Origin of the sequence: Mesorhizobium sp. B2-4-19, assembly GCF_006441315.1 — a bacterium.
In the GTDB taxonomy this organism is placed as follows: domain Bacteria; phylum Pseudomonadota; class Alphaproteobacteria; order Rhizobiales; family Rhizobiaceae; genus Mesorhizobium.
Genome location: NZ_VFUV01000004.1, coordinates 351959 through 378632 on the forward strand (window position 1 = coordinate 351959; position 26674 = coordinate 378632).

The window sequence follows — 26674 nt, forward strand, 5'->3', positions numbered from 1 at the left end:
CCTTCGTCATGACGCTGGCATACTTGTGGTTGCCGGAGGTAAGGCGCTGCAAGTGGCGCAGCGCACCTTGAGTTCGATAGCGACAGTGTCGACCTGAAAGCCCTCTTGCCTAGCCCAGGCCACAAGCCGATGATCGACTGTCTCGTCGTGGTGTTCAACAACAGTTCCACACCGATCGCAAACCGCGAGGATCGTTGTGTGTCCACGATGGGGGTGCACATCGGTACAGCGCACAAAGGCGTTGATACTCTCGACCTTGTGGACGATACCGCATTGGATAAGGCTGTTGACGGCCCGATAGACCTGCACGGGTGATCTGATCCCCCGAGGCTGCAGTTCCCCCAAAATCTCGTAGGCGCCGATCGGCTTACCCGCCTTGTCTATGATTTCCAGGACGAGCGCCTGGTTCTTGGTCAGACCGCCGGGGATCGTGCTGGTGTTGAGATCGAGCATTCGGTTCGCATTTCTGTTACGAAACAACATACCTTTCTGTTGACGATGTAATAACATAACTTACCGAGGGGTCAACGGGAATTGAAAATTCACGGGAGATCACATGCAGGCAGACGCCCGGGCGCAAATTGCCGGTGACCGTCCTTTCCGGCTTTCTCGGAGCAGGAAAGACGACACTTCTCAACACTAAGTATTCGACTGCGGCCTCTGGGCCAACCATATTATAAATATCAATGAACTACACCAAAATATTCAGATTTTAGTGTGCCGTTCCAGGTAGTTAGCTCGGCAGGCCTGGTCAATTGTCGTTCACGTTGTCCAGTTTCGTTCTTCTGTTATCGCACCAGCAACACTTAACGCATTGTTTGAAGGGTTTGAGACATCGCGTCTGCGGGCGCTGCTCGATCGTTTTGGCGAGATAGAGGATTCGCGTGAGCCGTGGCGGGTGGCTCATCCTCTGCCGGAAGTGCTTTTTCTGGTGGTGTGCGGCACGATCTGCGATTGCGACGATTATGATCTGATCGCGGAATGGGGACAGGCGCACCTGGCGTTCCTGCGCCGCTATCTGCCCTATGACCATGGCGTTCCCGGCGGCCGCTGGCTGACGATCCTGATGAACCGGATCGATCCGCAGCTGTTCTCTGTGGCCTTCAGCGCTTGGAGACATCACAGTTGCCGGGCGGGCAATTCTTGCCGACGCGGACGCTGCGGGGCAGCGGGCAACAATTGGCTCGGGTGTCGAGCCCGTTCTCTTCGTCTATACCGGGCAATCAAACGTCGACAATCGTCTTGCCTATGCGTGGGCGCCACCGCCTAACCTGCATCTTTGGAATTGGGACGGCGACACAACCCATGTCGGCACAGCCTTTACGGCAATGGACGCAACGACAATTTCATGGTCGTTTTCGGATGCCGCCGACTATGCGCGCAATCATCCTCTGGCCCAAGTTTATGTGGTCAAGATAGGGCATTCTGGAATCCCAATATCAAAATGGATGGCGGGTGGCCCAACTCCGGACATGTATGCTGCTGTCAAAGCGAACGTCGAGGCAGCGCTGCTCGTTGTTGGCGGAGCCAAAATTGCCAAAATTGGTTGGTGGCAAGGCGAGGCAGATGCCGTCGCCGGCGCGACGACCTACGTCTCGGATTTCAACTCAGTGGTTGCGAGATTGCGTGGCGAAACATGGTTCGACTACACGACACCGATTATTATTATGGGTACGTCAGTGCCAGGGGGCGCGCCGTATTCAACGTTCAATATCACCCTGGCGCAATGCGCTGCGGAAGAGCCGGACGTCAGGAAGTGCGTATTCACTTCGCAACTACCCGCTTCACTATGGGATACCGGCACCCACGTACATTTGATAGCCGAAGGCTATTATCAAGCAGGCCTGCTTTCCTCCAAAGCATCCCGGGCAGTCCAGCAGAAATTCTTCATTGATCCGTTCACGGGCCAGTACACCCTGACCGGTGGCAACCTTGTAAAAGGCTTCACGGCGGCTCTAGCAATCAATGCTACCGGGACCGTTGCGGGCTTTCAAATTCATGGCATAGACGCAGGGTCGAGCTCGTTTGCAATCTTTAGCAATCAAGCTACTGCCGGTTCAGGTACCCTCGCATTGGTGAAGAGCCGTGGCGCTGTCGCGGGGGCGAATACAATCGTCCAGAATGCTGATTCGCTGGGCCAAATCACCTGGCGAGGTTATGATGGGGCCAACCCCATTCCAGCGGTAACGATCAGCGCGTCCGTTGATGGCACTCCTGGCGCGAATGATATGCCTGGCCGACTCGCCTTTAGCACCACCGCCGATGGTGCTGCATCGGCAACCGAGCGTCTGCGGATCGACAGCACCGGCGCATTGATCCATCGGAACAACGCGCAGGTGGTTGTCGACGCCAATTCACATTTGAACTTTCGATCCTACACCGTCGCGACGGTGCCCAGCGCATCGGTGGCGGGGCAAGCCATCTACGTTTCCAACGGCACGTCGAACAAGCGCATGGCGATCAGCGATGGCACCAATTGGCGCTGGCCCGACGGCGCTATCGTTTCCTAAATCGGAGAAGTCTCATGCCTGCCAATGACAATTTCTATATCGAGGAATTTCTGTATCGCGGAAGGCGAAGAGATGATGACCGGCCAACAGGCTGGCACGTCATCATCGGTGTCGAAGGTACCGATCCACTCGGCCGCAACTATCCTCCGATGGGCATAATGGCGGCGGAAGCCATCGAAAAGGGGTGGGATATCCCGCAAGTCATCGCCGAGATCAACACCGAAGTGCTGGCAGATCTCGAAAATGAGCCCGCCAAGGTGCTGGATCTCCAAGCTTCCCTCAATGCCAAAGAGGCTGAACTGAATGCGATTCGGATCGCTATGGAGACGGCTGTTGCCGGGGCGCGGCCCGACTAATTACCAAGCCGCTGCGTCGTCAGCCTGTTTGGTTTCGACGTCTGTTTCGCGGCGGTATTGCCAACCCTGCAAAGTCCATCGACGCATCATTTCGCCGCTGGCGTACGTCCCGTCGGTCAAACGACGGCGGCGGAAGGTACTCACGGAGTTCCATGAGCCATCACGGTTTTTGTGATAGGCCCAGTAGTTCATTGCGATAACCGCAATGCTTATGATGAGGTGCCCAAATCCAACTCATTCAGATGCCTCTCATGCTGCTGATTGTAGCAGTATTCGACCATTGTCCAGTCGGCTCCTCGCGGCTTCGACCATTCCGAAAGGCACTTGTCCATCATGCCCTTCTCATCGAAGCTCAGTGGTGATTTGTAGATCTTGGAGACTGCGTTAATTGCCTCCACCTGCTGGCTGATGCAGTATTCCTGCATCGAATAGTCGGTCGCCCACTCAGTCTTGCAGTTCGCCTTGATGTCGGCCATGGCGCCGGTCTTCTCGTCGGCAACAGCTGCACCGGCTCCAAGAATGAACGGCACAAGCATTAACAATAGACGTCTCGGCATCTTTATTTCCTGCGCTTTTTGCGTTCAACCCAGTCGTTGAAATATTGCTCTTCGCTGACGCCGGCCTTCCTGGCGCGCCGTCGTATTCCCTTCAGGGCACTCCGTGTCGGCGCATCGACACCGGTCTGATTTTTGAAATTGGCTGATGCCATGGCAACCACGGCAAGCCCTATTACTATGAGGATAAGCGCGCCCAATTCTCCCCCCTATTTCAGCGTGCCGAAGTTCACACGCTCAAACGCCGCCAATCACTTCTTGCCGCCGCTGCCAGTTGTCGGTCTGCTTGCAGGTGCGCCAGATCCCGTGGTTGGCGTATAGCCACCTTGGACCCCGCCAGGCGCCGGACGGGTCTCAACTCGCGAAGGTTGATACCCTTTCTGCTCAGTCGTTGGTGATCCCTTAGGCTTCTCAGTCATTGTCTAACTCCTATCTGCTCACTGGAAGAAATTCGATCGTGCTGACTTCGGAAACCTGCACCCACATGCCCTGCGGCAACGGGACCCATGTGCCAAGCTCGTCACGGTCGAAGATCTGTTCGAGATAGATATCGCGCTCCCCGTCCGAAGATGCAAACGACCCCATCCCATAATACCCGTGAAAGACGGTCCCATCTTTGAGCCTGATGATAAGCCAGTGCTCGTTCCGCTGACCGAATTTCCAATCCCAAGCCGTTGGTATCGGGTGGATTACATCAATGCCGAACCTCTTGAGGCAGCGCGCGATCCATCCTTTCTGGTATGCCACCCCCAGCGCAAGGCCGATCAGTGCAGGGATCACCAAGATGAGAGCTACCCAAAGAGCCCAGCGCTGCCACCAGGGCGCATCGCTGGTGTAGATTGCATGGAAAAGAGGGAGCGTCGCTGCGAAGTAAAACAGCGTGACTATCGCATACGAGAGCGCTTCCTCAGTATGGGAGCGCCGGCGGCCAGTCAGAAAGCGCGATCTGATGCAAACGATCAGCGCGCCAGGCACGAGAAGCGCCAGGCTCATTGCAAGCGATTGCGCGTCACCGAATTGTAAGTCTGGCATCGCTCCCCCAACCCATCACCACATTCGCGCGCATCGGGCAAGCGGTCAACCGCCGCGCGTGTGAACCATGAGAGGGCACTTCGCAATCTGGGGGCAGGGTTGTATCGATAAGGCCCCGACGCTAGGCTCTATCGCAAAGGGCGGGGCAAGGAGGCCAGGTTGTGCTTTATGGGACATGGGCTAATGGAGAACCGTCACGGCCTGCTGGTCGAAGCCTGTCTGACACTGGCCGACGGACGTGCCGAGCGGGTGGCGGCCCTGCACATGATCGAACCTCACGCCGACCGGTCGCGGGCGATCACTCTCGGCGCCGACCACCCTGCTAGACCTCCGCTGGGGGCTGATATTCATACAGTGGAAACCGCCCGGGTGTGTCGCAATCATTGGGCGCAGCCCAGATCTTCCACCTCTGTGTCTCTACTACCGGCCCTTCTGGGTTACCAAAGCTGTTGGCCTCCACGTTGACATATACAGGTTCGTTGATGGATTGCGGGGTCTTATCGAGGACGCAAATGTGCGTTCCAGTCGAAGAGCGGACAACTGAACCGACGACCTCGGAAGCGGTGGCTTTCGGTGACATATCCTGTGGATAAATCATTTCGAGGAGCCAATCAGTCCCATACCGCAGTACGAGTTTGCTCGATGCTTGAGCGACGCCCACTGTTGGCTCCGCTGCACCAAATGGCAGAAAAACTACCACCAATCCGCCGTTGACGGGCTTGACGACGATCGCCAAATTGTCCCGACCGCCCCAGTTGACGCGAATAAGTTCGCCTGCCGCGCAGTCCGACAGCTTACCTGGTGATCCCAGAAATTTTGTCTGCATTATCGCCTCCCGATTCCGAAGAGCACCATCGCCGGAAATCAGGTGCAAATCAAACCCGGTGATCGCCTTACGAGCGAACTCGATTGTCGCACGCAAGCCAGGCGCCACCGGCGGCGAGCTAGCGATAAGTGGTGTTCTCGCAATTCATGCGCCAGGATTAGCGGCAACTCACCGATGATCATCTTGCCGTCGCTGTCGACAAGGCCCTGATCTACGTGCTCGGCGGCCACCGCCAATATCTGCTCAACGCGATCGTCGAACAGTTGGCTGGGGTTCTTGCCGTCGGTCGGGCCGTCTCTCAGAGCGGCGTGCAGCAAGAAAGCAACATGCCTCTTGCCTGAATAGTCGAACGCAAAGGCCACCCAGCCCCGTTCTGGTACGTCATCGCGCCGGAATAGCATCGGCTTCGGTCGAACCTGACCGGAGAGGCGCACGCCGGGGTGGCCATGGTTCAGAAATTCGACACCCTCAGCCTCCAGCACTTTCATAACAGCCCGTATTTTGTCGAGACTACTGGTCAAGCCGTGCCCACCGCGTTTTTCCATCGCGCTGATCGTGTTGACGTTGACGCCGGCGCGTTTCGCAAGGGTGCCCTGATCCATATCGGCAAGCGCGCGCGCGGCTCGCAATTGGTTTCCGGTAGTCAGCATTCTACGCTCCATTCCTGCTTCACTAGGAATATTTCATAGTTTGATGTTGACGGCAGAGCTTCTGGGTCGAAAAGTGCTGTGACCGATAGGTGCGATAGGGTGCAGCGAAGGCATGCGAATAGGACGGTCCATGAGGCGTCCGGTTGATAGAGGAAGGGACATCGCGGAATTACGCCGAGTCTGTGCAGGAAGCGATCACTGCATTTGAGAACCCAACAGCGGGCATATCGGTGCCGGGTGCTTCGTCACTTCTGCAGGCTGCCTCAACGCCAAAAGCGCCTGGTATTGACAAAGGCGTCGTGCGCATCAGCGGCGTCCTTGAGAAGCTTGGACTTGTCGTCGGCGCTGAAGAGATCCTTTGCACCAGCCACGTCCGAAAGCTCCAGCGCTGCCAGCGTATCGGGGGCAGTGGCGATATCGTTGAGGCTGCCCAGTTGATCCTGCAGGCCCTTCATCGCCTCGATGAACCGTCGATGGCGTTTGGCCTCCGCTTTGCTTGTGTAAAGCGGCTCGAAGAACTCCGCCGCATAGCGCAGTTTCTTTGCGGCGATGCGAACTTTATGGCGGGTCTCGTCATCGGCATCGATGAGATTGCTGCCGCCCTTCACCACCTTTTTCCAAAACTTATCAAATACACTGGAGGCGAAATCCCTCGACGACTGCTCGCGCAACGTTTCGTCCGATTGGTCGGACCGCCAGTCTCCGATGGAAATCCACTCGGTGACATCGATCATCAGGGAACGAGCGCGCTGCGAGGAAAGCGAAGCTTTGACCGCCGTATAGGCGTCCTCGCGCGCGTTTTGAAGACGATTAAAGAGAGGCTCGCTCGAAGTACGGTCGATCATTACGTCGATATTGCGTGCATCGCCAAGTTCCGAGGCGAGCCATTTCAATTCTTCTCGCAGGTGGTCAAAACGGCTGTCGTCGAACAACGACTTGCAGATCGAGCAAAGGGAGCGCAGCCGTCGCAACGACACACGAGCCTGGTGCAGGGCGTCGGCATCGCGAGACCAGCCCAACACCGCTTCATTGAGACGAAACTGTTTGAGACAGGCTGCTGCGATGCGCGCGAACGCCGTTGCCGCGCTCATCTCGGAAATGAGCGGGGTCGCGGCCGATTTCACAGCACCGGGTGCCGCACCAAGCAGATGATAGCCCCGTTCAGCTTTGCTCAGCACCCCGAGATGCGCCGGCGTGATCAGGTCGACTTTCCGGGCCAGCGCAAACAGCGCTTTCGGCGAGCCCGCCTTCTTTTCAAACTCGATCTCGCAGAGCGGCGCCTCGCGATCGGCCGCAACGACCTTGCCAAGATCCAAAGAGACTTCGATCGCGGCGTCGCCATCCATCACGTTCCAAGAACGCCGTTTGACATGAACCTCGAACAAGGGCGCGAGCTTTGGGCCAGCCCCTGCAAGCAGGTCTCGGATCTCCGGATCATCAAGTATCGGTGTATCGCCGGCGACCGGTCGCTCCCATTCCTCGCGTGTGAACGATCCGGCCGCAGCGCCATCGCCGGCTTTGACGGTTTGTATCCTTTCATTTCCCGATTGGCGAATACGGAGCGATAGTCCGCGCTTGGACAGGTCCCATCCGGGGGTATCGAAATAGATCGATCTCTGCTGGAGAACGGTAGGCGAGGATCCGAACGGATTTTTCTTCAGGAGCGTTCCCGCACCCGACCGCGAAAGCTCGAGCTTCAGTTCCGTTTCCTGCATCATGTCCTCGGCGCCGCGCAACTTCACGACAATCGAAGGGGTCCCAACCCGCATGGTGCGTCATAAAGCTGTCACAAACAACCGCTCGCCTCGACCATCTGTGGGGGACCTCAAGCCGGCAGACGACAATGCGCGAGCTGGAACCACACCTGTCAGTCCTCGTTCATCCAATCATACAAGGAAGGACACAGGAGATGGCTACCAAAGAAAAAAAGAAGAAGGCGAGCCGCGTGGTGAAGGGGCAAGAGCTGGAGGTAGAGCACCTGACGGAAATTGCCGACGTCACGCCGAAACAGGCGCGCGCATTGTTGCGAAAGCATGGTGCCGATTGGACCAAGCTCAAGGACGAAGCCGAAGATTTGAAGGAAGACTGAATTGGCCGACCGGCTTCGACGCCGGCTCGTTGGCGCCGTTGCGGAAAAGCGCTTTCACCCTTATGAGACAGCCGACCCAGCCGGGCCGCGCGCTGGCTCGTCACCCATTGTAACGTGAATTTTAGTTTCAGCTAACACAGGCGCTCTGCTAAACTTGCTGGTGGGGAGCCAGGAACGGAGTTTCCCAATGGATGCAGCGGAATTACAGACGATCAGCGACACTCTGATGCGGATTGTGACGCCTGATATGACGCCGAAACAACTGTTGAAGGCGACAAGGAAGGAACACCCGGACGCGTCAAAGAAAGACATCGCACGCGCGGCGTTCTTCTCGATTATCGCTAACGCCGACCAGGACCACGGAAAGGTCAAAAACCTACAGGCGTTCGCCATCGCGGGCCGAGTGAGCAGCGACGCTTAGTGAGGCGAGCCCTTGCGTCCTGATGATTGCCGAACAGTCTGCAACTTATTGCGAACGGGCTGAGAAACCTCGAAACCAGCGATATCACTCCGAAGTGGTCGGACGGACAAAAGCCGTCCGACCAGATGGAAGAAGACCGGCGCAATGGGCCCAGCGACTAGGCACGATCTTCGGTCTTGGATGCCTGAGGCAATCAGGCAGCCTTGCGTTCCTTCAAAGCCTTCTCGAAGGCATCCTTGATCGGCTTGGACATGTCCTCGCCGGCCCTCATCATCGCGGCCTGGAGGTCTCTGGCCTGCTCGGCGGATTTTTCGATCTGCTTGTGAAGGAAAGCGGTCTGCAGTTCGATGCACTCGGACAGCGACTTCGCCGCAACCAGTGCCTCAAGGTGCGTGAAGCCGGCTTCGGCATTGTCTCTGAGAGCCGAAATCATCTTCAGGGACACCTCGTTGCCGGTGGTCTTGGCCATCTCAAAGGTCGACTCAAGAGCCTTTTGTGTTGTTTCGGCATCCGTACTCAATTTGGAAAATGCTTGCTTCGACTGCTCAACGCCCTGGTCGACAACAGCACGAGCTTGTTCCGTAGCTTTGGACGGGTCGAGGGCAGGGGATTCGACGTTTTCGATCGTTTCGGTCTTGCCGGGGAGCTTGGACATTTTTCCATCCTTTTCCAGGGACGGCCTCAAAACAAAGCCGTCCCCATCATGTACGAGACCGTCGCAACGGATTTATGTAACCCACATTAATTTGCGCGCGCGACACCGAATGTCCCGTTGCGACCCCGTTGACGATGCTTCATTCAATTCACAGCCTCAGGCGGAGCTGAACGTCAGCAGTTACGATTGTTCGTCCGAAAGAAGCCAGTCCCTTCCGAGACGTGATGACGATCTCCTATCGGTCCGACTACCGCTGTTTGGCGGCCGCGACAATTCGAACCCCTCTGCAGTTCAGCAGCCGCTACCCGGAACCACTTGACGTAAGTTCCACTTAACAACAACGGCAGTTTTTTCGGCGTTTACAATGTCCGGCCGAAGTCGGACGTTCCTCTCAACAGCAGCATGTCGAGTCAGGTCGCTTGGTCGCCAGATCGTCGTCGCCGGGCATGCCAACGGAGGTTTTCTTGTGAGCAAAAAGCAGATGAAGCTGGGCCTCTCCATGCGCTACATGGGTTACCATGTCGGCTCATGGCGGCACCCGGACGTGCCGGCGGTGCCGCAATGCTCGATCGCCGACATCACCTTGAGCTGGGCGAGGCTCAGGCGCCCGGCGTGGGCGACCCGGTAGGCACACGAAGATGTCTGCGACGCTTAGTGCGGAAGCACAAGAGATCGTATCGCTTTCGAAACATGCTCTTGTGGAAAAACGCTACTAAAGTTCGCACGCGGGTTCAGACGCGGGAGCGTCGCCTGCGTTGGCTAGCGACAGCGCGGGTTCCGCCCGATCACTGGATCATGAATCTCGAGCTGAACGGCAGGCTCGCCGCTCCCACGGCCTTCGGGCTGATGGAGACGCGCGCCGGCAGCGTCTGGATGTCAGGGAATTCCCGGCCGATGTCGTCGCACAAGGCCGTGGCGATCTCTTGCGGCGCATAGCTGGAGAGCACGACCGTCCTGAACTCGACAAACTGGGTCAGCGCGGAGATCGACGCTTTCAGACGGTTGGAGCATTCCCCGAGCCATGCGCCGTAGGCCTCGCCGAGGTCAGGCCACTCAGGGCTGCTGCTCCAGATGATTTCTGACGGGCGCCCCCGCAGGGTCAGTTCGCTCTCCAGGCGCACAAGCCCATGATCGAAGCTGGCGCTGGAATTTCCCTTGTAGATCTGGTGGTTGAGGATGAGCCTGCTCTGCAGCCGTGCTCCGAGATAGAAGAACAGATAGTCGTTCAGCGGCTTGGCGACGCCGAACATGCTTTCGCCGCCGGCCGCCGCGGTGATGTCGTTCTGCACGAAAACCGGCAGCCTGCTCTGTTCCTCGATCTCGCCTTGCAACGCCTTGAGGGAGGTGCTCGATCCGTTGCGGGTTGCGGCCATGGCGTCGACGTCGTCGGGAACGGCCAGCCCGATGCCGGCGACGCGGCTGCGCGCCTCGACCGGCAAGCTGGCCATGGCTTGTCTGATCGCCCCCAGCAGATCGCCGCTTTGCGGAAAGGGATTGGCGTCGTCCGCCGGCAACTGGGTGTGGAAGCGCACGGTGCCGATGAAGTCGATGAGCGCGATGTCGATCCTGCGCCGGCTGAAGCCGACGCCAACAGCATAGGCGCCCTCCGGGTTGAGCGAAAGCGGGATGGTGGGCGGCCCGACGCGCCCGCGCTGCGCCTCGCCTTGCGAGACCAGGCCTTCCTGCTCGAGCGAGCGGACGATGACCGAAGCCGTCTGCGCCGACAGGCCGGTCTTCTCGCCGATTTCCATGCGCGAAATGCCCTCGTTCTGGAGCAGCAGCGACAGCACCAGCCGCTCATTGTAGCTGCGGACGCTCAATGCGTTCAGCCCGCTCGCACGATCGGCGATGCGCAAGGGGTTGGGTGGTGCGAATCTCATGTCAGGCAAGGGTCGCCCCGTCGGTAAGAGCGCGTTGCCCGGCGGCGGTAAAGGCGCTCATGTCGAGCGGCTCCAGCCAATGGCATCGACGGCGCGGGCCAGCGCCGTGCCCAGCATCCTGTGGGCGTCCTCATCGATGTGAAAGCCGTCCGCCTCGCTGCAGGACACCACCGAGCCGGCATCGAAGAAGTGGAGTTCGAGCGAGTCGGCCAGAACCTCGAATTCGAGCGCGAGCAGGTGCGATTTCTCGGGCGCCCCGGCGAAGATGGACTTCCATTCCTTGACGTCGTCCTGCATCGGCGGTGGCGCCACGATCATGATTTCGGGCGTGGTGCCGCCCGGACCGGGCGCCAGTTCCTTGATGTCGTAGACGAGGCAGCCGATACCCATCGCCACTTCCGAGGGCGGCTTGTTGAAGCGGATCTTCAGGTCGTTGGTGCCGAGCATGATGATGACGAGATCAAGCGTCGCATGGCTCTGCAGACAGGGGCGAAGATAGGTCCGGCCGTTCTTGTGCGCGCCCTCGATCGGATCGTCGTGGACCGTGGTGCGGCCGCTCAAACCCTCCTCGATGACGTACCAATCGGGGCCGAGCTGGGCGCGCAGTATTCCCGGCCAGCGCGCATCCGGACCGTAGCGCTCGAGCGGCCCCTTGCCGGGGATCTGGCCGTGCGTGTTGGAGTCGCCGTAGCACAAGACTGATCGCATGTTTTTTCCCGCCGGGACTGACAGCGCGCCGATGCGGGCGAGCGCCCTTCATGATGGATAGAGGAGCGGTGAAAGGCAAGCAAGGGAATAATCATTCAACATGACTAACTATTGACAGGCCGAATCCGCTGTGCTTCTAAAGTGCCCGGAGGAGTTCTCGGCCGTCATCATCGTCCAGCCCTGGTTGGACCTCGACACGCAGGTGTTCGGGGGCGGGAGATCTGCGTGCATCGGTCGGTTTGCGACGACGAGCATGCATCGGGAGAGCGTCTCGCGGCCCGTGCGCATCCGTACGGCCGGAGCAACCACAAGGAGGAGTTCAATGTTAGGATTGCTGAAAACCGTCGGTCTGGGAGTGATCTTCGCGTCCGCGCTTGCCGCCACGTCCCTGGCGCACGCCGAAGACGTCAAGCTGATGGACGGCGTGACGCCGCGCCCCGACGACACGCGCATGACCGCGGCCGGTGCGTTCAAGAAAGATCCGCCCTGGGTCATCGGGATGAGCGACTTTGGCGTCAACGCGAACACCTGGACGGTGCAGGTGGCGCACGAGGCCGAGAATGCCGCGGCCAAGGACAAGCGCATCTCGAAATTCATCCTGCTCGATGCCGGCTTCGACCAGAAGAAGCAGGTCGCCGACATCGAGGACCTGATCGCGCAGCATGTCGACGCGATCATCGTCCAGCCGGTAACCAGCACGTCGGCCAATGCCAGCATCGCCAAGGCGGTCGCCGCCGGCATCCCCGTCATCCTTCATACCGGCCGCATCGATTCGGATGCCTACACCACCGAAATCCAGGGCGGCGCCGAGCATTTCGGCAAGGTGATGGGCGACTGGCTGGTGAAGACCGTCGGAGACAATGGCAAGATCTGGGTGCTGCGGGGCCTGGCCGGCCATCCGGAAGACACCAACCGCTACAACGGCCTCCTGGAATCGCTCAAGGGCACGCATGTGCAGATCATCGCCGAGGAGCATGGCGACTGGCAGTACGACAAGGCCAAGAAGCTGTGCGAGACGCTCTACTTAAACAATCCGCAGGTCGACGGCATCTGGTCGTCCGGCGCCGACATGACGCGCGCCTGCGTCGATGTGTTCAAGCAGTTCGGCACGCCCATTCCGCCGATTTCGGGCGAGGGCAACAATGGCTATTTCGGACAGTGGATCACCGACGGCTTCAAGTCGATCTCGCCCGAATACAGCCCCGCCCAGGGAGCAGCCGGTGTACGCGCCGCTGTTGCGCTGCTCGAAGGCCAGCAGCTCTACAAGCGCTACGTCTACAACCCCGACGGCTGGGACAAGGACAAGGCGGCCAAATACTATCGCGACGACCTGACGGCCAATGTCTGGTGGCCGAGCGAACTGCCCGAGGACAAGCTCAAGGAATATTACGGCAAGAAGTGACGGCGCCGTGGCTGGCGGGGAGTGGACAAGCATTCCCCGCAGGCCGTTCCATCTGTTGAATCCGGTTCGTTCGAGGCTTTCGTGACCAATCTTATCGAGATGTCCCACATTTCAAAGGCATTCGGCGGGAGCAAGGCGCTTCACTCCGTTTCCCTCGATCTCAAGGCGGGCAGCGTTCACGCCCTGATGGGAGAGAACGGCGCCGGAAAATCGACGTTGATGAAGATCCTGGCGGGCGTGCATCAGCCCGATTCCGGCGAAATCTTCATGAACGGGGAGAAGCTCGACCTGAAGTCACCGCGCGCCGCGCTGGATGCCGGCATCTCGACCGTGTTCCAGGAGCATTCGCTGCTGCCCAACCTGTCGATCGCCGAGAACATGTTTCTCGGCCGGGAGCCGATAGGCCGGTTCGGCGCGATCGACTATCCCGCCATGAACAGCCAGACGGCCAAGGCCCTTGCCGAACTCGGTCTCACGCTCGACCCGTCGCAACTCGTTTCCAACCTGACCATAGCCGAGCGGCAATTCGTCGAGATCGCGCATTGCATCCAGGCCGATGCCAGCGTGCTCATTCTCGACGAACCGACGGCGGCGCTCAACGCGGCCGATGTCGATGTGCTCAACCGCAACATCCGCCGGCTGCGCGATAAGGGAAAGGCCATCGTCTACATCTCGCATCGCATGGAGGAGATCTTCGAGCTCTGCGACACGGTGACGGTGCTGAAGGACGGCGCACTGGTCGGCACAAGAATGGTGTCCGAGATCACCACCGACGAACTCATCGCCATGATGGTCGGACGCGAACTCCAGGACCTTTTTCCCGATCGCACGGATGACAAAGGCGACGAGATCTTGCGCGTCGAGAACCTCAGGATCACCGAGACATCGCAGCCACTGTCGCTGACATTGCACAAGGGCGAGATCGTCGCCCTGGCCGGGCTGGAGGGGCAGGGCCAGCAGCGCTTCCTGCGATCGCTGATCGGCCGCTATCACCCCTTCGCCGGGACGATTTCCATCAACGGCAAAGCGCTGCAAATGCCGCTCCCGGCATCATCAGGCGTTCGCCATTTGCAGCAGCTGAAGGTCGGCTTCGTTCCCGAGGACCGCAAGGAAGAGGGGCTCTTCCTCGCCTTGCCAATCGCCCACAACATCGCCATCGGATTGCATTCGAGGCGATCCGAACTCGCGCCGGCGCGACCGTATCGGAACGTCATCGCCCGCATGATGGAGGTTATGAACATAAAGGCGGCTGGGCCGTCGACTCCGGTCGGCTCCCTGTCGGGCGGCAACCAGCAAAAGGTCCTGCTCGGCCGCTACCTGGCCGCCGATCTAGATCTTCTCCTGGTCGAGGAGCCGACCCGCGGCGTCGACATCGGCGCCAAGTCCGAGATCTACCACCTGCTGCGCGACTTCACCCGCAAGGGCGGCGCCGTGCTGGTGCTGTCGCGCGAGACGATTGAACTGATCGGGCTTTGCGACCGCATCTACGTCGTCCACCACGACACGATCGTTGCCGAAATGCCGGCAGCGCAGGCGACCGAGCACAAGATTCTCGACGCGGCCCTGACGGGCGGCTCCGCGCGCCAGCATTAGGGGCTGCCATGTATCGTTCGCTTTTCAACATCCTGAGCGGCCGCAACACACGGCAGGGCCTGTGGGGCCTGCCGCTGCTGGTCGCCCTGCTCATTTCGCTGTGGCTGACCGTTCAGACGCGCGAGTTCGCGACGGCCGAGAACCTCTTCAACCTGGTTGCCCAGGCGATGCCGCTGATCATCGCGGCGCTCGGTCAACTCGTCGTCGTGCTCATTGGCGGGCTCGACCTGTCGGTCGGCTCGGTCATCAGCTTCACCACCGCGGTGCTGGCGCTGGACCAGCCGGCGATCCTGCTGATCCCGGCGGTCTTCCTGCTGGCCGCGATGATCGGGCTGATCAACGGCCTGGCGATCACCCGCTTCAACGTCCATCCGATCATCGCGACGCTGTCGACGCAGTACATCGTGCTCGGCATCACGCGCATCCTGCGTCCGGTCTCCGGCGGCGCCGTGCCAGGGATCGTCATCGATGCCGTCTCGGGCAGTCTGCTTGGCATCCCGTATCCGGTTTTCTGGGGTGTCGTCGTGATCCTGGCGGCCTGGAAGCTGCTCTACGGATCGCGCTACGGGCTGCATCTGTTCGCGATCGGCGGCGGCATCGCTTCGGGCGCCGAAAGTGCCGCCCGCAATTTCGGTGTCTCCGACCGCCGCAACATCATCCTTGCCTATGTCGTCTGTTCCTGTTTCGCGGCCGTTGCCGGTGTCTTTCTGGCCGGGCGCATCGTGTCGGGCGATCCGAATGTCGGGCTGCTTTTCGAACTCGACACGGTCACCGCCGTGGCGCTTGGAGGCACGCAGCTCTCCGGCGGCATCGGCAGCTTGCACGGCACTGTGATCGGCTCGCTGGTCATGGCGCTGCTGGCCAATGGCATGAACCTCGCCAACGTCTCGCCCTTTGTCCAGACCGCGATCAAGGGCGGCATCCTGCTGGCGGTGGTCGGGCTGCAATCCCGCAAGAAAATGGGGCTCTGAGCGATGGCTGCCGTACTCGCAAATCCGATTGCCCAGCGTCTGCTGCGCATACCGCCGTCCTATTTGGTCTTCCTGGTGCTTCTGGCCACGCTGTGGATCGCGCGGCCGAACATGCTCAACCTCAACATCATGGGCATCTTCATCAGGCAGATCGTTCCGCTCGGCATCCTGGTGCTGGGGCAGCTCGTGGTCATGCGGGTGAAGTCGATCGACCTCTCCGGCGGCGGCATCATCCTCCTGATCAACTATTTCATCTCGTCGGGCAGTTTCCCGGGCGCGTCGCTGCCCTTCTTCGTGGCGCTGGCGCTCGCCACCGGCCTCGCCATCGGCCTGTTCAACGGCTTCATGATCGGCAACCGCCGGGTGTCGGCCGTCATCGTCACGCTGGCCGTCAGCATCATCCTGGTCGGGCTGGTGCAGTTCCTGTCGAGCGGCAATCCGCCCGGCGACGTGCCGAAGCTGTTCAACGACCTCTACAATACGAAATTCCTGTCGGTTCCGACGCCGGTGCTGTTCTGGATCCTGCTGACCGCCTTGGTGTGGCTGCTTCTGTCGCGGACCGTGTTTGGCCGCTACGTCGCCTCGGTCGGGGAGAATGCCGAAGCCGCTCATTTTTCCGGCGTGCCGGTCCAGCGCACGGTCATTCTGGCGCACACGCTGGCTGGCCTGATCGCGGCGATCGCGGCGCTGGTGCAGACCGGTTCGATCGCCGTCGGCAGTGTCCGGGTCGGTCTCGACCTGCCGATCCTGGCCGTCGCCGCGACCATCCTCGGCGGCGTCGTCTTCGGCCGTGGCGACGGCGGTGTCTGGGGTCCCTTCTTCGGCGCGCTGTGTTTTGCGCTGCTGTTCGTGGTGATGACTGTGCTCGGCATCGACGAGCCGGGCAAGCTCATCGCCCAAGGCGTCATCATCCTCGGCGCGGCGATCTTCTACGGAGTGCGCGTGCGAGCCCCCTGACTGAAACAGTGAAAGGCAAGGCTGCGCCTGCCTTGTCCGGATCGATCAACCGCGCTTTCAGACAATTGGCAAACAGATGGAGAGACATGGATGTCACCACCAAAAAACATCATGTGCTACGGCGACTCGCTGACTTGGGGCTGGGTTCCGGTCAAGGAAGGATCACCCACCTACCGCTACCCTTATGACCAGCGCTGGACAGGCGTCATGGCGGCTACGCTGGGAGCGGGCTACCATATCATCGAGGAAGGCTTGAGCGCGCGCACGACCTGTCTCGACGACCCCAACGATCCGCGCCTGAACGGCGCCAGCTACCTGCCTTCGGCCATCGCCAGCCATCTGCCGCTGGACCTGGTCATCGTGATGCTCGGCACCAATGACACGAAATCCTATTTCCGCCGGACGCCTTACGAGATCGCCAATGGAATGGCGAAACTGGTCGGCCAGATCCTGACCAGCGCCGGCGGCGTCGGCACGCCCTATCCGGCCCCGACGGCGCTGGTCATCGCGCCGCCGCCGCTGACCCCGATGCCCGATCCTTGGTTCGAGGGCATGTTTGGGGGCGGTCACGAAAAGTCCAGGGATCTGGCCAGGCAGTACAAGGCGATGGCGGATTTCATGAAGATCGACTTCCTGAACGCTGGCGATTTCGTCACCACGGACGGTGTCGACGGCATCCATTTCACCGCCGCGAACAACGCCGATCTGGGGCGCGCGGTGGCCGGCAAGGTCAGGTCGATCCTCGAGCCGGGCAAGGTCAGCACCGCCGCCTGAAGCCGCCGCGCCGCCGGCTTGCGGCACACAGGCCCGCGGAGCGCAGGTGTATCGCGACTTCCTCCCGCGATACACGAATGCGGGGCCGAGCCATCGGTTCGACCCCGCATCTTTCAAACGATCACTTGGCAAGATTTGCAGCGCGCCTCATTGGCAACACCGACAATCTGGGGTCCGCCGCGCTCTACCTTACCGCGACTGGTTTCCGGCCAGCGGCGAGGAAGCACGCGACTTCCCGATCTATTGCCAGTGACTGAGCTTCTTCCCGGAGGTGCCGGCATGTGGCGGTCGCGGAACTGTTTTTGCCGCTGAAATAGCGCCCTCTGACGGCGTCCTGTCCTTTCCGATCACAGGAAACGGACAGGCCCCTATCCACCCAATCTCGGTCTTTATGCGTCACGGCCTAAGGCTTGTCGAGATTCATCGTGAGTTTATGACGGCGGCGGCGAGATGGATGATGGCACTGAAACTCTGGTCGGTTTTGTCGGCGCGCATGGCAATACGCTTGAATTCCTTGAGGTTGCAGAAGAAGTTTCGATCAGATGACGCCATTTGTACATCTCGGCATCGAGCGGCACCGGCTTTGCGCGGCGCGGATGCTGGGAAATGACTACCTTGGCGCCACGCTCGCTCAGATCGGCGATGATGACGTTGCTGTCGAAGGCCTTATCAGCGATCAGAGCGTCGAAGCAGATGGCAGCAGACGCACCCCACGCACTTTAGCGGAACATTAGAGCGCTCTAATGGTTCTATCTTGGTGGATTTCCCAAGGGTGGAGCAATGGCCATACTGGCATTCGATGTCGTCTATTTTTCCGGGCTGACAGGGAATGATGTCTTAGGCGGGGTCATCTCACTGTTGGCGTGCCTTGTGCTCTATAACGTTATGGCCGAGGACCGCCCAAATCGGTAGGAATAGGGCGGCCCTTCCCGCCACGACTCGATTGGCTAAGATATTCCAAAAGGACTTCGCTTCAGGATTGTCGCGAAGACCATGGTCTATCAATGGTCGCAGCCAAATTTCCGGCATCGCGATGGTGGGCAAGGCCCTTATGCTGGTCGCCGAGCAGTTGTTCGGCCGATTGGAGGCAGAACGCTTAGTTTCTCCCCGCGGCACTGACCTCCGGTCCTGCGTAGGTGGCGAAAGCGCCGGCCTCGTACGGTCCTCAACTTCATCGGGCCCGACACGTCCAAGCCGATAGGGCACTCCTGCCGGAACTGTCAGCCGTCACGATCGTTTCATTCATGTGCGGGGCCAGGCTTGGAAAGCTAAAGAGAGGAGGACGAAAATTGACTGTCATCCTCATCGGTGCGTTACTCATCATCGCTGGCATTGTCTACATGGCAGGCGCGGCACTCTCATACGGTCGGCTCAGCAATTTGGCACCGCCCGGCACTCCAGCCGACCGGTCGGCCTCAAGGCTGGCAACGTCTGGCCCAACTCTTGAGCCGCGCCGGCGTGGGCTCGGGTTTCTCGGCTTCTCGCGCAACTGGCCAGGGCTGCTAATGATAGCGGTCGGCATCGTTCTGATGTTGTCGGGCGCAGTGCCTTAGGCGCGGGTGCTAGGCGGCCTTTTGTGTACGGTTAGGACCAGCTATGACGCGACCTTGCGGTTCACGCCCTGCGGACCACGCTCAGCCCCTCATCATGCTGGCAGAGCGAGCAGGTGCGGAGAACATAGTGTGAGTCCGAAGCATCCTATGACCAGCGAGGCCGCAAACAATGCTTTGCAAAACAGCGACCAGAGCCACGCCCATAGCATTGCTGCCGATCAACCAGGGTCAAAGTTGAAGCTCTTCGCGCCCAAGCTCTTGGCAGCCTGAAGCAGAGTGCCAACGCAAGCGCGATTTCATAAGAGAAGCCGTGGAAACTGAACAGCGGTTGGGCAGCCTGGTCGAAGCGCTTCGCCCGATAATGAGGGATAAAAGGTTTCAATCGTTGTTGGTGTCCGAGGGGCTTGCCACGATACCAAAATCCGTGGCCGAGAGGTTGCAAGGCGAGAAGATCAAACCGGGAGCAGCAGCGCATGCCAGCAAGCCCTTTCTTGGCAAGAACGCAGGCCGTCAACCTGTAAGCGGGATTTGCCCGGACGTCCTCGATTTCCTCCAAGACTACCCTGTGAAGGTGAAAATCTTTGGCTTGCTGCGGCATGTGCTCCCCGCCAGGCAGTTGGAAATTGCCCGACTGATGGTCGCCATGGAGCGGGTCACATTCACCTACGCCAAGATCCTTATCGCTTTTACGCCGCATCCGCTGCTGGCCGAAGGTTTCTATCCGGCGATGATTGCCAACGTCTCTGAAGACCAACTGGGCGCGATGACACCGGAACTTGGCAGGCTAAGCAGTGAATTTCTGAGCGCTGTGGAGCGACTTGGCCCTGTGAGCCTGGAACTGTTGGCGGCCGGCCGTTATTTGGACCGGCTGATGGATAACTCCAGGGTCGTGCGTTACCTGGCCCATACTTTTCCCGGCTATTTTGAAGAGTTTCACGAGTTGTCGGGTGGCCATGCATTTTCCAACTCACTCAGTTTGGCGACAGGCCGTGGACCTCGATCCGGCCCGCCGCCATCGCAGATCGGGCACAAAAGCGCCCGCTCGACCGAGCTGAACAAGGCATCCCTACCGTATCGCCTGATCAGCCCTTCCGGCTTTCGCATTCATCTGATCGTGCGCGAGACGGAGGACGAGGCGTGGGCCGCGGCGGACCGACTGATCAGCCACGTCAGCGACGATCTGATCGCCGAAGCGCAAAACGGCTTCACGAACATTTCGGAATCCGTCGGGCAAAAGCGCATGGCAGCGCTTCACCAGGGCCGACGCGATCGCCTGGTTGTCGGTCTTAGCCTAATCTCTGGGCAGGGCCGGGGCTGGTGCTTGGTGGCGCGGGAACAGCGCTGGTCGGCATGCCGACAATGTTGCCGCGCGAATTCGCGAGCATCAGGAGATCGGCATCGAAACGATTATCGCTTCTGGCTATCCGCATCTGGAGGAAGCGTTCAATGTTGCCGAACTGCTTTTTCCCAAACTTGGGCTGAAGGGTGAGGGCGCCCCCGCGGAACGCAGCTGGGATGTCGAGTTCGGGCGCGGTGTGCCTCCCAAAGTGGTCGCTTCCGCTTCGTGACGCCGTGCAGTTGGCAGGGTCCCACTAAGCGATTGAGAGGATCTCGAGCTCGCGCTGCCCTAGCTGGACAATGGCGCCAACGGTTTTGCCGATCAGCGCGATGGCAACCGGTGAACCGTGCGATATGGAGGCTTGAGACGGGTTGGCCTCATCCTCGCCAACGATGAGGAAGGTCTGGGTGCGGCCATCGTCGCGCTCGAAGGTAACGGTGTGACCGAAGGCGACTATTTCATTTGACGTCGGCATCGGCATAAGCTGAGCCGTACGGACGCGCTCGGCATAATAGCGCATTTCTCGAACCGGAACCGCCGACTGGCGTCGCCTCTCGTTGACATCTTCCAGAATGTTGGCGGCCTCGAAAGCCTGCCGAGCGCGGGCCAGTTCATCCTGCAGCATCTTGAGGCCTGCCTCCGTGACCAGGTTGATCCGATCGGAGATGGGGCGGGCGGGCAGGATGGTTTCCGATGCTGCCTCAGCACTTTCCTCCTTGGCAAACGCTACGCTCAATTGGTCGCTACTCCATATCTAATGCCGTTCGTAACCAGATGACGGGCAACAGGCCTGCAACAAATCGACGGCTGGCTTCCTTGTCCTCGATGGCGGGACCCAAACTGTCCGCTTCCGGCCCCGTTCCCGTCAGAAGCAGCCAAGCGGGATTGCGCCCTATGTCGGACGTTGAACGACATCTTTCCAACGCCTGAAGCTGCCATTTGCTTGGCGTGTGCCTTGCCGCGGGCGCTTCCGCAAGTGAACCATGGCGCACACACGAGCCGCGCACCGGCACGTCGCAATCATATCTGACCATTCCGCCGCTGCCGAACGATGTCGCGTTGCCGGGAGGCAGAGAATCGACAACTGTCACGTCCAAACCCGCCTATGTCAGAAAGGCGCTGAACCGACGCCGACAATGACCAAATTGACCTTCTTGCGCGTTCGCGAACATTCGTCCGGTGCTGATCTGAAGCGACCGCCCTTGCCGCCGAATTTTTGAGCCAAGCACTGTCAACAGCGCTCCGATCAGGCTGGGGACGTCTCGCGCACGAAATGGGTAGGCGAAACGACATTCATCGGCAGATGGACTGGAACAAAATCAACGGCCCGTACCGCACTGGGAATCTCGTCGGACATCGGTTCGCGCCCTTCCTGTCTTTGAGCCGGATCGGCGACAGGAACCGTTGCAAGCAGCTTGCGTGTATAGGGGTGTTGCGGGTTGCCGAAGACCGACCGACGGTCCCCGATCTCCACGATCTCGCCGAGATACATGACGGCGACGCGATGCGCGATGCGTTCGACTACGGCCATGTCATGGCTGATGAAGAGAATGGCGATGCCCATGTCACGCTGCAGGTCCATCAGAAGGTTGATAACCTGGGCTTGGATCGTCACGTCGAGCGAGGCGACCGCCTCATCCGCGATGAGAAGGCGCGGGTCGAGCGCTAACGCCCTGGCGATGCAGATGCGCTGCCGTTGACCGCCGGAAAAGGCATGTGGATAGCGTTCGAGATGATCTGGCGGCAACTGTACCTTGGCCAGTAGTGCGATTGCCCGTTCCCGCAAGGCGCTTCGCCGCGCAATGCGGTGCACCCGCATCGGGTCAGTCAGTGCCTGACCGATCGTCATGCGTGGATTGAGTGACGAGAAGGGGTCTTGAAAGACCATCTGCACCTCGCGCCGGAACCCTGCAAGGGTCGCTCGTCCCGCACCGATCATCTCGTTGCCATCATAGCGAATGGAGCCGAACAGGGGCTTGTCCAATTGCATGATGCTGCGTGCCACCGTCGACTTGCCACATCCCGATTCGCCGACCAGCGCCAGCGTTTCACCGGGGAAAATATCGAAGGAAACGCCCTCGACCGCATGAACCCGGCCGGTGATGCCGCCAAGGATGCCGCCTTTCAGGTCGAAGCGGGTAGCAAGGTCGCGGACCTCAACCAAAGGCCTCCTGTCCGTCGCGGTCGATCCGGCGCTCATGCGGCGACCTCCGGCTGCGAGGCTTCCGCATCGTATATGACGAGCGGGAATTTTTCCGGCGCGTCCTTGTCGGCCATGCTGCCCAGCCTTGGCACCGCTGAGATCAGCGCGCGCGTGTAGCGGTGTCGGGGGTCAACAAAAATCTGGTTTACAGAGCCCGATTCGACGATTTCTCCCTTGAGCATGACACAGACGCGGTCGGCGATTTCCGCGACCACGCCCATGTCGTGGGTAATGAAAAGAACGGACATTCCGATCTCACGCTGCAGAGCACGGACCAGATCCAGGATCTGCGCCTGTATGGTGACATCGAGCGCGGTGGTCGGTTCGTCGAGGATCATCAAGGAGGGGCGGCATGCCAATGCTATGGCGATCATGATGCGCTGGCGCATGCCGCCGGAAAGCTGGTGCGGATACTGGTCGAGCCTTCGAGCTGCGTCGGGAACACGCACGAGCTTGAGCACGTTCAGCGCGATGTCGCGGGCCTCGCGCGGCGACTTGCCCTGGTGTCGCGTAATCACCTCCGCAATCTGGTCGCCGACGGTGAACACGGGGTTGAGGCTCGACATCGGATCCTGAAAGACGATCGAGAACTCGAAGCCGCGAAGCACCTCCATGCGCTTTTCGGAGAGCTTCGTCAGATCGGTTATGCTGCCATCCTTGAGCCTCATCAGGATCCGCCCGCCGGTGATCCTGGCGCCATCGTATTCCGTAAGACGCATCACGGTCATGGCGGTGACGGATTTACCCGAACCCGACTCGCCCACCAGTGCCAGCGTCTCGCCGCGCCTGATCTGGAAAGAGACACCCTGAACCGCCCGTACAGCCTTTGCCGCGCTTGATCCGAAGCGGACTTCTAGATTTTCGACCGACAGGATTACGTCGTCGGGAAGGCTCGCGGTGGCAGTCGGTTTGACGGTCAACAGGAACTCCAAGCGCAATGGTCGCGACAAGCGGTATCGAACGCAGCGAGCATGTGGGCTGTCAATAGGGCCCCATCATCAGGTCGCCTGGAAGCCGTGCTTTGGAATGCCCCGGGATGCCTCGCCAGACGGCATTGCTCCTGCAATTGTCAGGCTTCCCGGCCGCTCCGACAGAGTTATGCAATCTCTGCATCGCCCTGTCGGATTTCGCATTAAGCCTGCGAACAGCTGTTCAGTCCGCTCAGCGCATGGTCAGTGTCGGATCGAGCATGTTGCGGCCGCGAGTTTGCTCAGCAGTCCGCGAGAGATATTTCCACAACGCCTCACCGTCTCGACTGCGCGCGCCCACGCGGCGGAAAATCCTGATCTCGATCTCCAGTGACATCTGCTGTCCACCAATCTGGGCCAACTCGCCCTGGGCAATTGATTTCTGGACGCAGATCTGCGGCAGCCAGACTACGCCTTGTCCAGCGATCGCCATCTGCTTTAGGCCTTCGGCAAGCGAAGACTGATAGACGATGCTGAAATTGAGAGGGCGCCGCCAGCGCGACTGGATGAGTGAGATCAGCTTGCCCAGATAGCCGTCGCTCCACGAGTAAGCTAGATATGGAATCCTGGTCCCCTCCGGCACATCGATGTCGAAGAGCGGCTTTCCCGTCTCGTCGACTCCTGACACAAGAACCAAGCGATCCCTGCCGATCTGCAGGGATTCGAAGGGGCCAGCCTCAAGGACCGGCGGGCCGTCGGGATGATCGTAAGTGATGGCGAAGTCGCACTTACCGGACGACAAGTGCTCGACGCATTCCAGGAAGTCGCCAGTGTGCATGCTGCTGCGGACCGGGGCATTGGGCATGTCGGGTTGGCTGATCCACTTGGGAAAAAAATAGATAGCCAGCGTATGAAGCGCGGCGAAGGTGAGAAGCCGCGAACTGGCGCCGGCGGCGTTGCGGCAGTCCGTCCGCAGACGATACATGTCGCGAAGCATTTCCTGGCAACGCGGAACAAATATGTTGCCCGCGCTGGTGAGGTGTACCGGATATGTGCTGCGGTCGATGAGTTCGGCGCCGACCCACGTTTCCAGCGCCCTGATGCGGCGGCTGAAGGCTGGCTGCGAGATGTTACGGGACGCCGCTGCAGTCGAAAAATTCCGCGTCGCGGCGATCTCGAGGAAATCTTCAAACCACGCAAGCTCCACGATCGACCTCATGCATTATTCGCATAACCGATCCTATCTACGCATTGGACAGGGGCGCAAGCCTCCTCCTAGCTTTCGCACGCAACGATAAAAAGACCTCGAGATAAAAAGACCTCGAGTCAATTGTGGGAACATATTCATGAAAATGAAACGTGCCTTGGCATTAGCGTTCAGCATGGGCATAGGCGCTTTTGCCTCGTCTGCCGTGGCAGAAACCAAGAATCCCGGAACGTTTGTGTTCCTTTGGACCGACGATGTTCAGTCCTTCGATCCGGCCTACATTGCAAACACGCCGAGCTCCTACGGCGTGCTCAACGTCTACAGCCGTCTGTTGAACTACAACGGCTCCCAGATTTCCGAATTCGTGCCTTCATTGTCCTCGGAAGTGCCGAGCCTCGAAAACGGCCTGATCAAGCAGAATGCGGACGGTTCGGTCAGCTATAGCTTTCCGATCCGCAAGGGCGTCCACGCCCACAAGGTCGGCATCAAGGGCGACGACGGCAAGATCACCTGGCAGTATTACGACGGGCTGACCAACGAGCAGAAGGCCAAGATTGAACCCGGCTATGGCGAAATCACACCCGAAGACGTGCGTTACTCGCTGCTGCGCGCCATCCTCATGGGGCAATCCTGGATGTCGAATGCCATCACCGAGGTGGTGACAGCGAGCAAATACACGGACGTCGCCAAATGGGTCGAAGCTGAGGACAAGGTGTCGGATATCAAGGACGCCAGCCCCGAAGCGCTTCGAAAAGTCTATGACGAACTCGCTTCGCAGATCACTGTCGAGGGCGACAATGTCACGCTGAAGCTGCCGAAATCCTTCCCCGCCACGCTTGGCGTCCTGGCACTGCCGTTCGGTGCCTCGATCGTCGACAAGGAATGGGTCGCCTCCGTCGGAGGGTGGGATGGCAACGGGGACACTTGGAAGAAGTACTACCGTCCCGAACTCGGTGACGATCCGCTGTTCGCCCAGGAAAACGGGACCGGTCCGTTCATGCTCGACGAATGGGACAGAACGGATCGCCGCATTACGCTGAAGCGTTTCGACAATTATTTCATGGGCCCGGCCTCGCTCGAGCGCGTGGTCATGCGCACCGTTCCGGAGTGGACGACGCGTCGCCTGCAACTGCTTTCCGGCGATGCCGACTTTGTGTCGGCGCCTGTCGAATTCTTGGACGAACTCGGCAAGACGGACGGGGTCAAGGTCATCGACGGCCTGCCCAAGGTTTTCAGTCGCGGCCTCTATTTTGCGTGGCCACTGGACGATGCCGACAACCCCGCCATCGGCAGCGGCAAGCTGGACGGCAAGGGGATCCCTCTGGATTTCTTCTCCGACATTGATGTTCGTCAGGGCTTCAACTACGCCCAAAATTACGATGCGCTGATTAAGCAGGCGCTGCTCGGCAAGACCGTCCAGGCGCGCGGCCCGACCGTCCGCGGCATCATGGGCTATCGCGCCGACTCGCCGATCTACGGCTATGATCCGGCGAAGGCGGCGGAGCACTTCAAGAAGGCCTTCGGCGGCAAGCTTTGGGAATCCGGCTTCACCTTCACGGCCTATGTGCAGGAAGGAACGCCGCAAGGCACGGCCGCGCTTTCCGCGCTCCAGCAGGGACTGCAGCGGATCAACCCGAAGTTCAAGATGAAGATCCAGTCGTTGCCTTGGGCCTCCATCTCGGACAAGCTCAACAATCGTGAAAAGCCCGCCTCGCCGCTCACCTACATGGGCTGGGGACCGGACTATTCCGACCCGGGTGGTCCGCTGGGGGCCGCGACCTACTATCTGTCCCCGACCGGTCTTGTCGGTGGCATGCTCGGCCAAGGCTACCGCGACCTGATGGCTGAGAAGTTCAAGCCGCTTCTCGACCAGGCCTGGGCCTCGAGCGATCCCGCCGTGCGTGAGCCGATCTATGCCAAGCTGCAGGAAATGTCCTACGACTATGCCACCACGCAGTTCCTCTGGGAGGATTTCGGGTACATCGTCACCCGCAGCAACATCGACGGCTACGTGCACAACATGATCCTCTACGGCGCCTGGGATTTCTATCCCGTCACCAAGAAGGCCGACTAAAGAGCTTCGGGT

27 protein-coding genes and 7 pseudogenes are annotated in these 26674 nt (G+C 59.8%); 18 read left to right on the forward strand and 16 right to left on the reverse strand.

All coding sequences use genetic code 11. The annotated features are described in order from the left end of the window. Window positions 1–6: 6 nt before the first annotated feature. Window positions 7–453, reverse strand: a complete 447-nt coding sequence (locus FJ546_RS10260) for a Fur family transcriptional regulator (protein WP_181167885.1) — start codon at window positions 451–453, stop codon at window positions 7–9. A gap of 98 nt (window positions 454–551) precedes the next feature. On the opposite strand from FJ546_RS10260, the pseudogene FJ546_RS10265 reads away from it, so the two are divergent. The 4 genes and pseudogenes from FJ546_RS10265 to FJ546_RS10280 all read left to right on the forward strand — a co-directional run. Next, window positions 552–638, forward strand: a pseudogene (locus FJ546_RS10265) (GTP-binding protein); the annotation flags it as partial. Between the two features lie 176 nt (window positions 639–814). Then, window positions 815–1114 (forward strand): annotated as a pseudogene (locus FJ546_RS10270) (transposase family protein); the annotation flags it as partial. Window positions 1115–1328: 214 nt separating this feature from the next. Next, window positions 1329–2510: a sialate O-acetylesterase gene (locus FJ546_RS10275; protein WP_348641966.1), complete on the forward strand. Its 1182-nt coding sequence runs from the start codon at window positions 1329–1331 to the stop codon at window positions 2508–2510. A 14-nt stretch (window positions 2511–2524) separates the two neighbouring features. Continuing rightward, complete coding sequence (locus tag FJ546_RS10280) at window positions 2525–2866, forward strand: hypothetical protein (RefSeq protein WP_140889215.1); 342 nt, start codon at window positions 2525–2527, stop codon at window positions 2864–2866. 209 nt (window positions 2867–3075) lie between these two features. Here FJ546_RS10280 and FJ546_RS10290 read toward each other — a convergent pair whose 3' ends face one another. From FJ546_RS10290 to FJ546_RS10300, 3 genes are all read right to left on the reverse strand, one after another. Beyond that, window positions 3076–3423, reverse strand: a complete 348-nt coding sequence (locus tag FJ546_RS10290; RefSeq protein WP_140889217.1) for a hypothetical protein — start codon at window positions 3421–3423, stop codon at window positions 3076–3078. A gap of 2 nt (window positions 3424–3425) precedes the next feature. Further along, complete coding sequence (locus FJ546_RS10295; RefSeq protein WP_140889218.1) at window positions 3426–3620, reverse strand: hypothetical protein; 195 nt, start codon at window positions 3618–3620, stop codon at window positions 3426–3428. A gap of 229 nt (window positions 3621–3849) precedes the next feature. Next, window positions 3850–4452: a DUF6338 family protein gene (locus FJ546_RS10300; protein ID WP_140889219.1), complete on the reverse strand. Its 603-nt coding sequence runs from the start codon at window positions 4450–4452 to the stop codon at window positions 3850–3852. Between the two features lie 114 nt (window positions 4453–4566). Here FJ546_RS10300 and FJ546_RS10305 point away from each other — a divergent pair. Next, window positions 4567–4767 (forward strand): annotated as a pseudogene (locus tag FJ546_RS10305) (IS5/IS1182 family transposase); the annotation flags it as partial. Window positions 4768–4774: 7 nt separating this feature from the next. Here FJ546_RS10305 and FJ546_RS10310 read toward each other — a convergent pair. The 3 genes from FJ546_RS10310 to FJ546_RS10320 form a co-directional block, all read right to left on the reverse strand. Beyond that, the gene (locus FJ546_RS10310) at window positions 4775–5374 is read right to left on the reverse strand and encodes a hypothetical protein (RefSeq protein WP_181167893.1); all 600 of its coding nucleotides are present in this window, start codon (window positions 5372–5374) and stop codon (window positions 4775–4777) included. Continuing rightward, window positions 5317–5928 carry a helix-turn-helix transcriptional regulator gene (locus tag FJ546_RS31995; RefSeq protein ID WP_348641968.1) on the reverse strand — a complete coding sequence of 204 codons (612 nt, stop codon included), beginning with the start codon at window positions 5926–5928 and terminating at the stop codon, window positions 5317–5319. The genes FJ546_RS10310 and FJ546_RS31995 overlap by 58 nt, the downstream gene beginning before the upstream one ends. Before the next feature lie 263 nt (window positions 5929–6191). Further along, window positions 6192–7646 carry an inorganic triphosphatase gene (locus tag FJ546_RS10320; RefSeq protein WP_348641969.1) on the reverse strand — a complete coding sequence of 485 codons (1455 nt, stop codon included), beginning with the start codon at window positions 7644–7646 and terminating at the stop codon, window positions 6192–6194. Between the two features lie 191 nt (window positions 7647–7837). On the opposite strand from FJ546_RS10320, the gene FJ546_RS10325 reads away from it, so the two are divergent. Next, entirely contained in the window at window positions 7838–8017 is a 180-nt protein-coding gene (locus FJ546_RS10325) for a hypothetical protein (protein ID WP_140889221.1), read from the forward strand. A 187-nt stretch (window positions 8018–8204) separates the two neighbouring features. Beyond that, window positions 8205–8438 carry a hypothetical protein gene (locus tag FJ546_RS10330; RefSeq protein WP_140889222.1) on the forward strand — a complete coding sequence of 78 codons (234 nt, stop codon included), beginning with the start codon at window positions 8205–8207 and terminating at the stop codon, window positions 8436–8438. Between the two features lie 193 nt (window positions 8439–8631). On the opposite strand, the gene FJ546_RS10335 is transcribed toward FJ546_RS10330, so the two are convergent. Next, on the reverse strand, window positions 8632–9093 hold the full coding sequence (locus FJ546_RS10335) for a phasin (protein ID WP_140889223.1): 462 nt from the start codon (window positions 9091–9093) through the stop codon (window positions 8632–8634). A 466-nt stretch (window positions 9094–9559) separates the two neighbouring features. On the opposite strand from FJ546_RS10335, the gene FJ546_RS31170 reads away from it, so the two are divergent. Next, window positions 9560–9721 (forward strand): hypothetical protein, encoded by a 162-nt coding sequence (locus tag FJ546_RS31170; RefSeq protein WP_181167894.1) that lies wholly within the window; start codon window positions 9560–9562, stop codon window positions 9719–9721. Between the two features lie 157 nt (window positions 9722–9878). Here FJ546_RS31170 and FJ546_RS10340 read toward each other — a convergent pair whose 3' ends face one another. Further along, window positions 9879–10973 carry an ROK family transcriptional regulator gene (locus tag FJ546_RS10340; protein WP_140889224.1) on the reverse strand — a complete coding sequence of 365 codons (1095 nt, stop codon included), beginning with the start codon at window positions 10971–10973 and terminating at the stop codon, window positions 9879–9881. 57 nt (window positions 10974–11030) lie between these two features. Beyond that, window positions 11031–11681, reverse strand: coding sequence for an SGNH/GDSL hydrolase family protein (locus FJ546_RS10345; protein ID WP_140889225.1), 651 nt, complete (start codon window positions 11679–11681; stop codon window positions 11031–11033). 322 nt (window positions 11682–12003) lie between these two features. Here FJ546_RS10345 and FJ546_RS10350 point away from each other — a divergent pair, with 322 nt between their 5' ends. From FJ546_RS10350 to FJ546_RS31560, 6 genes and pseudogenes are all read left to right on the forward strand, one after another. Next, complete coding sequence (locus FJ546_RS10350; protein WP_140889226.1) at window positions 12004–13083, forward strand: substrate-binding domain-containing protein; 1080 nt, start codon at window positions 12004–12006, stop codon at window positions 13081–13083. A gap of 81 nt (window positions 13084–13164) precedes the next feature. Next, entirely contained in the window at window positions 13165–14676 is a 1512-nt protein-coding gene (locus FJ546_RS10355) for a sugar ABC transporter ATP-binding protein (RefSeq protein WP_140889227.1), read from the forward strand. An 8-nt stretch (window positions 14677–14684) separates the two neighbouring features. Further along, window positions 14685–15647, forward strand: a complete 963-nt coding sequence (locus tag FJ546_RS10360; protein WP_140889228.1) for an ABC transporter permease — start codon at window positions 14685–14687, stop codon at window positions 15645–15647. Window positions 15648–15650: 3 nt separating this feature from the next. Further along, the gene (locus FJ546_RS10365; protein ID WP_140889229.1) at window positions 15651–16604 is read left to right on the forward strand and encodes an ABC transporter permease; all 954 of its coding nucleotides are present in this window, start codon (window positions 15651–15653) and stop codon (window positions 16602–16604) included. 90 nt (window positions 16605–16694) lie between these two features. After that, window positions 16695–17378 carry an SGNH/GDSL hydrolase family protein gene (locus FJ546_RS10370; RefSeq protein WP_140889230.1) on the forward strand — a complete coding sequence of 228 codons (684 nt, stop codon included), beginning with the start codon at window positions 16695–16697 and terminating at the stop codon, window positions 17376–17378. A 143-nt stretch (window positions 17379–17521) separates the two neighbouring features. Then, window positions 17522–17695 (forward strand): annotated as a pseudogene (locus FJ546_RS31560) (GyrI-like domain-containing protein); the annotation flags it as partial. A gap of 103 nt (window positions 17696–17798) precedes the next feature. On the opposite strand, the pseudogene FJ546_RS31565 reads toward FJ546_RS31560, so the two are convergent. Beyond that, a pseudogene (locus FJ546_RS31565) lies at window positions 17799–18073 on the reverse strand (transposase); the annotation flags it as partial. 594 nt (window positions 18074–18667) lie between these two features. On the opposite strand from FJ546_RS31565, the gene FJ546_RS31570 reads away from it, so the two are divergent. The 3 genes and pseudogenes from FJ546_RS31570 to FJ546_RS10395 all read left to right on the forward strand — a co-directional run. After that, window positions 18668–18931, forward strand: coding sequence for a hypothetical protein (locus FJ546_RS31570; RefSeq protein ID WP_140889231.1), 264 nt, complete (start codon window positions 18668–18670; stop codon window positions 18929–18931). Between the two features lie 361 nt (window positions 18932–19292). After that, window positions 19293–19853, forward strand: a pseudogene (locus tag FJ546_RS10390) (plasmid partitioning protein RepB C-terminal domain-containing protein); the annotation flags it as partial. 153 nt (window positions 19854–20006) lie between these two features. Continuing rightward, window positions 20007–20499: pseudogene (locus tag FJ546_RS10395) on the forward strand (LLM class flavin-dependent oxidoreductase); the annotation flags it as partial. Window positions 20500–20523: 24 nt separating this feature from the next. Here the strand turns inward: FJ546_RS10395 and greA are convergent. The 5 genes from greA to FJ546_RS10420 form a co-directional block, all read right to left on the reverse strand. Then, window positions 20524–21006, reverse strand: a complete 483-nt coding sequence (gene greA / locus FJ546_RS10400) for a transcription elongation factor GreA (protein ID WP_140889232.1) — start codon at window positions 21004–21006, stop codon at window positions 20524–20526. 7 nt (window positions 21007–21013) lie between these two features. Beyond that, window positions 21014–21361 carry a hypothetical protein gene (locus tag FJ546_RS10405; RefSeq protein WP_140889233.1) on the reverse strand — a complete coding sequence of 116 codons (348 nt, stop codon included), beginning with the start codon at window positions 21359–21361 and terminating at the stop codon, window positions 21014–21016. Between the two features lie 155 nt (window positions 21362–21516). After that, window positions 21517–22470: an ATP-binding cassette domain-containing protein gene (locus FJ546_RS10410; RefSeq protein ID WP_140889234.1), complete on the reverse strand. Its 954-nt coding sequence runs from the start codon at window positions 22468–22470 to the stop codon at window positions 21517–21519. Next, the gene (locus FJ546_RS10415; RefSeq protein ID WP_140889235.1) at window positions 22467–23393 is read right to left on the reverse strand and encodes an ABC transporter ATP-binding protein; all 927 of its coding nucleotides are present in this window, start codon (window positions 23391–23393) and stop codon (window positions 22467–22469) included. The genes FJ546_RS10410 and FJ546_RS10415 overlap by 4 nt, the downstream gene beginning before the upstream one ends. Window positions 23394–23634: 241 nt before the next feature. Beyond that, on the reverse strand, window positions 23635–24600 hold the full coding sequence (locus FJ546_RS10420) for a LysR substrate-binding domain-containing protein (protein WP_246686800.1): 966 nt from the start codon (window positions 24598–24600) through the stop codon (window positions 23635–23637). 223 nt (window positions 24601–24823) lie between these two features. Between FJ546_RS10420 and FJ546_RS10425 the strand changes: the two genes are divergently transcribed. Continuing rightward, the gene (locus FJ546_RS10425) at window positions 24824–26662 is read left to right on the forward strand and encodes an ABC transporter substrate-binding protein (RefSeq protein ID WP_246686801.1); all 1839 of its coding nucleotides are present in this window, start codon (window positions 24824–24826) and stop codon (window positions 26660–26662) included. The last annotated feature ends 12 nt before the right edge of the window (window positions 26663–26674 follow it).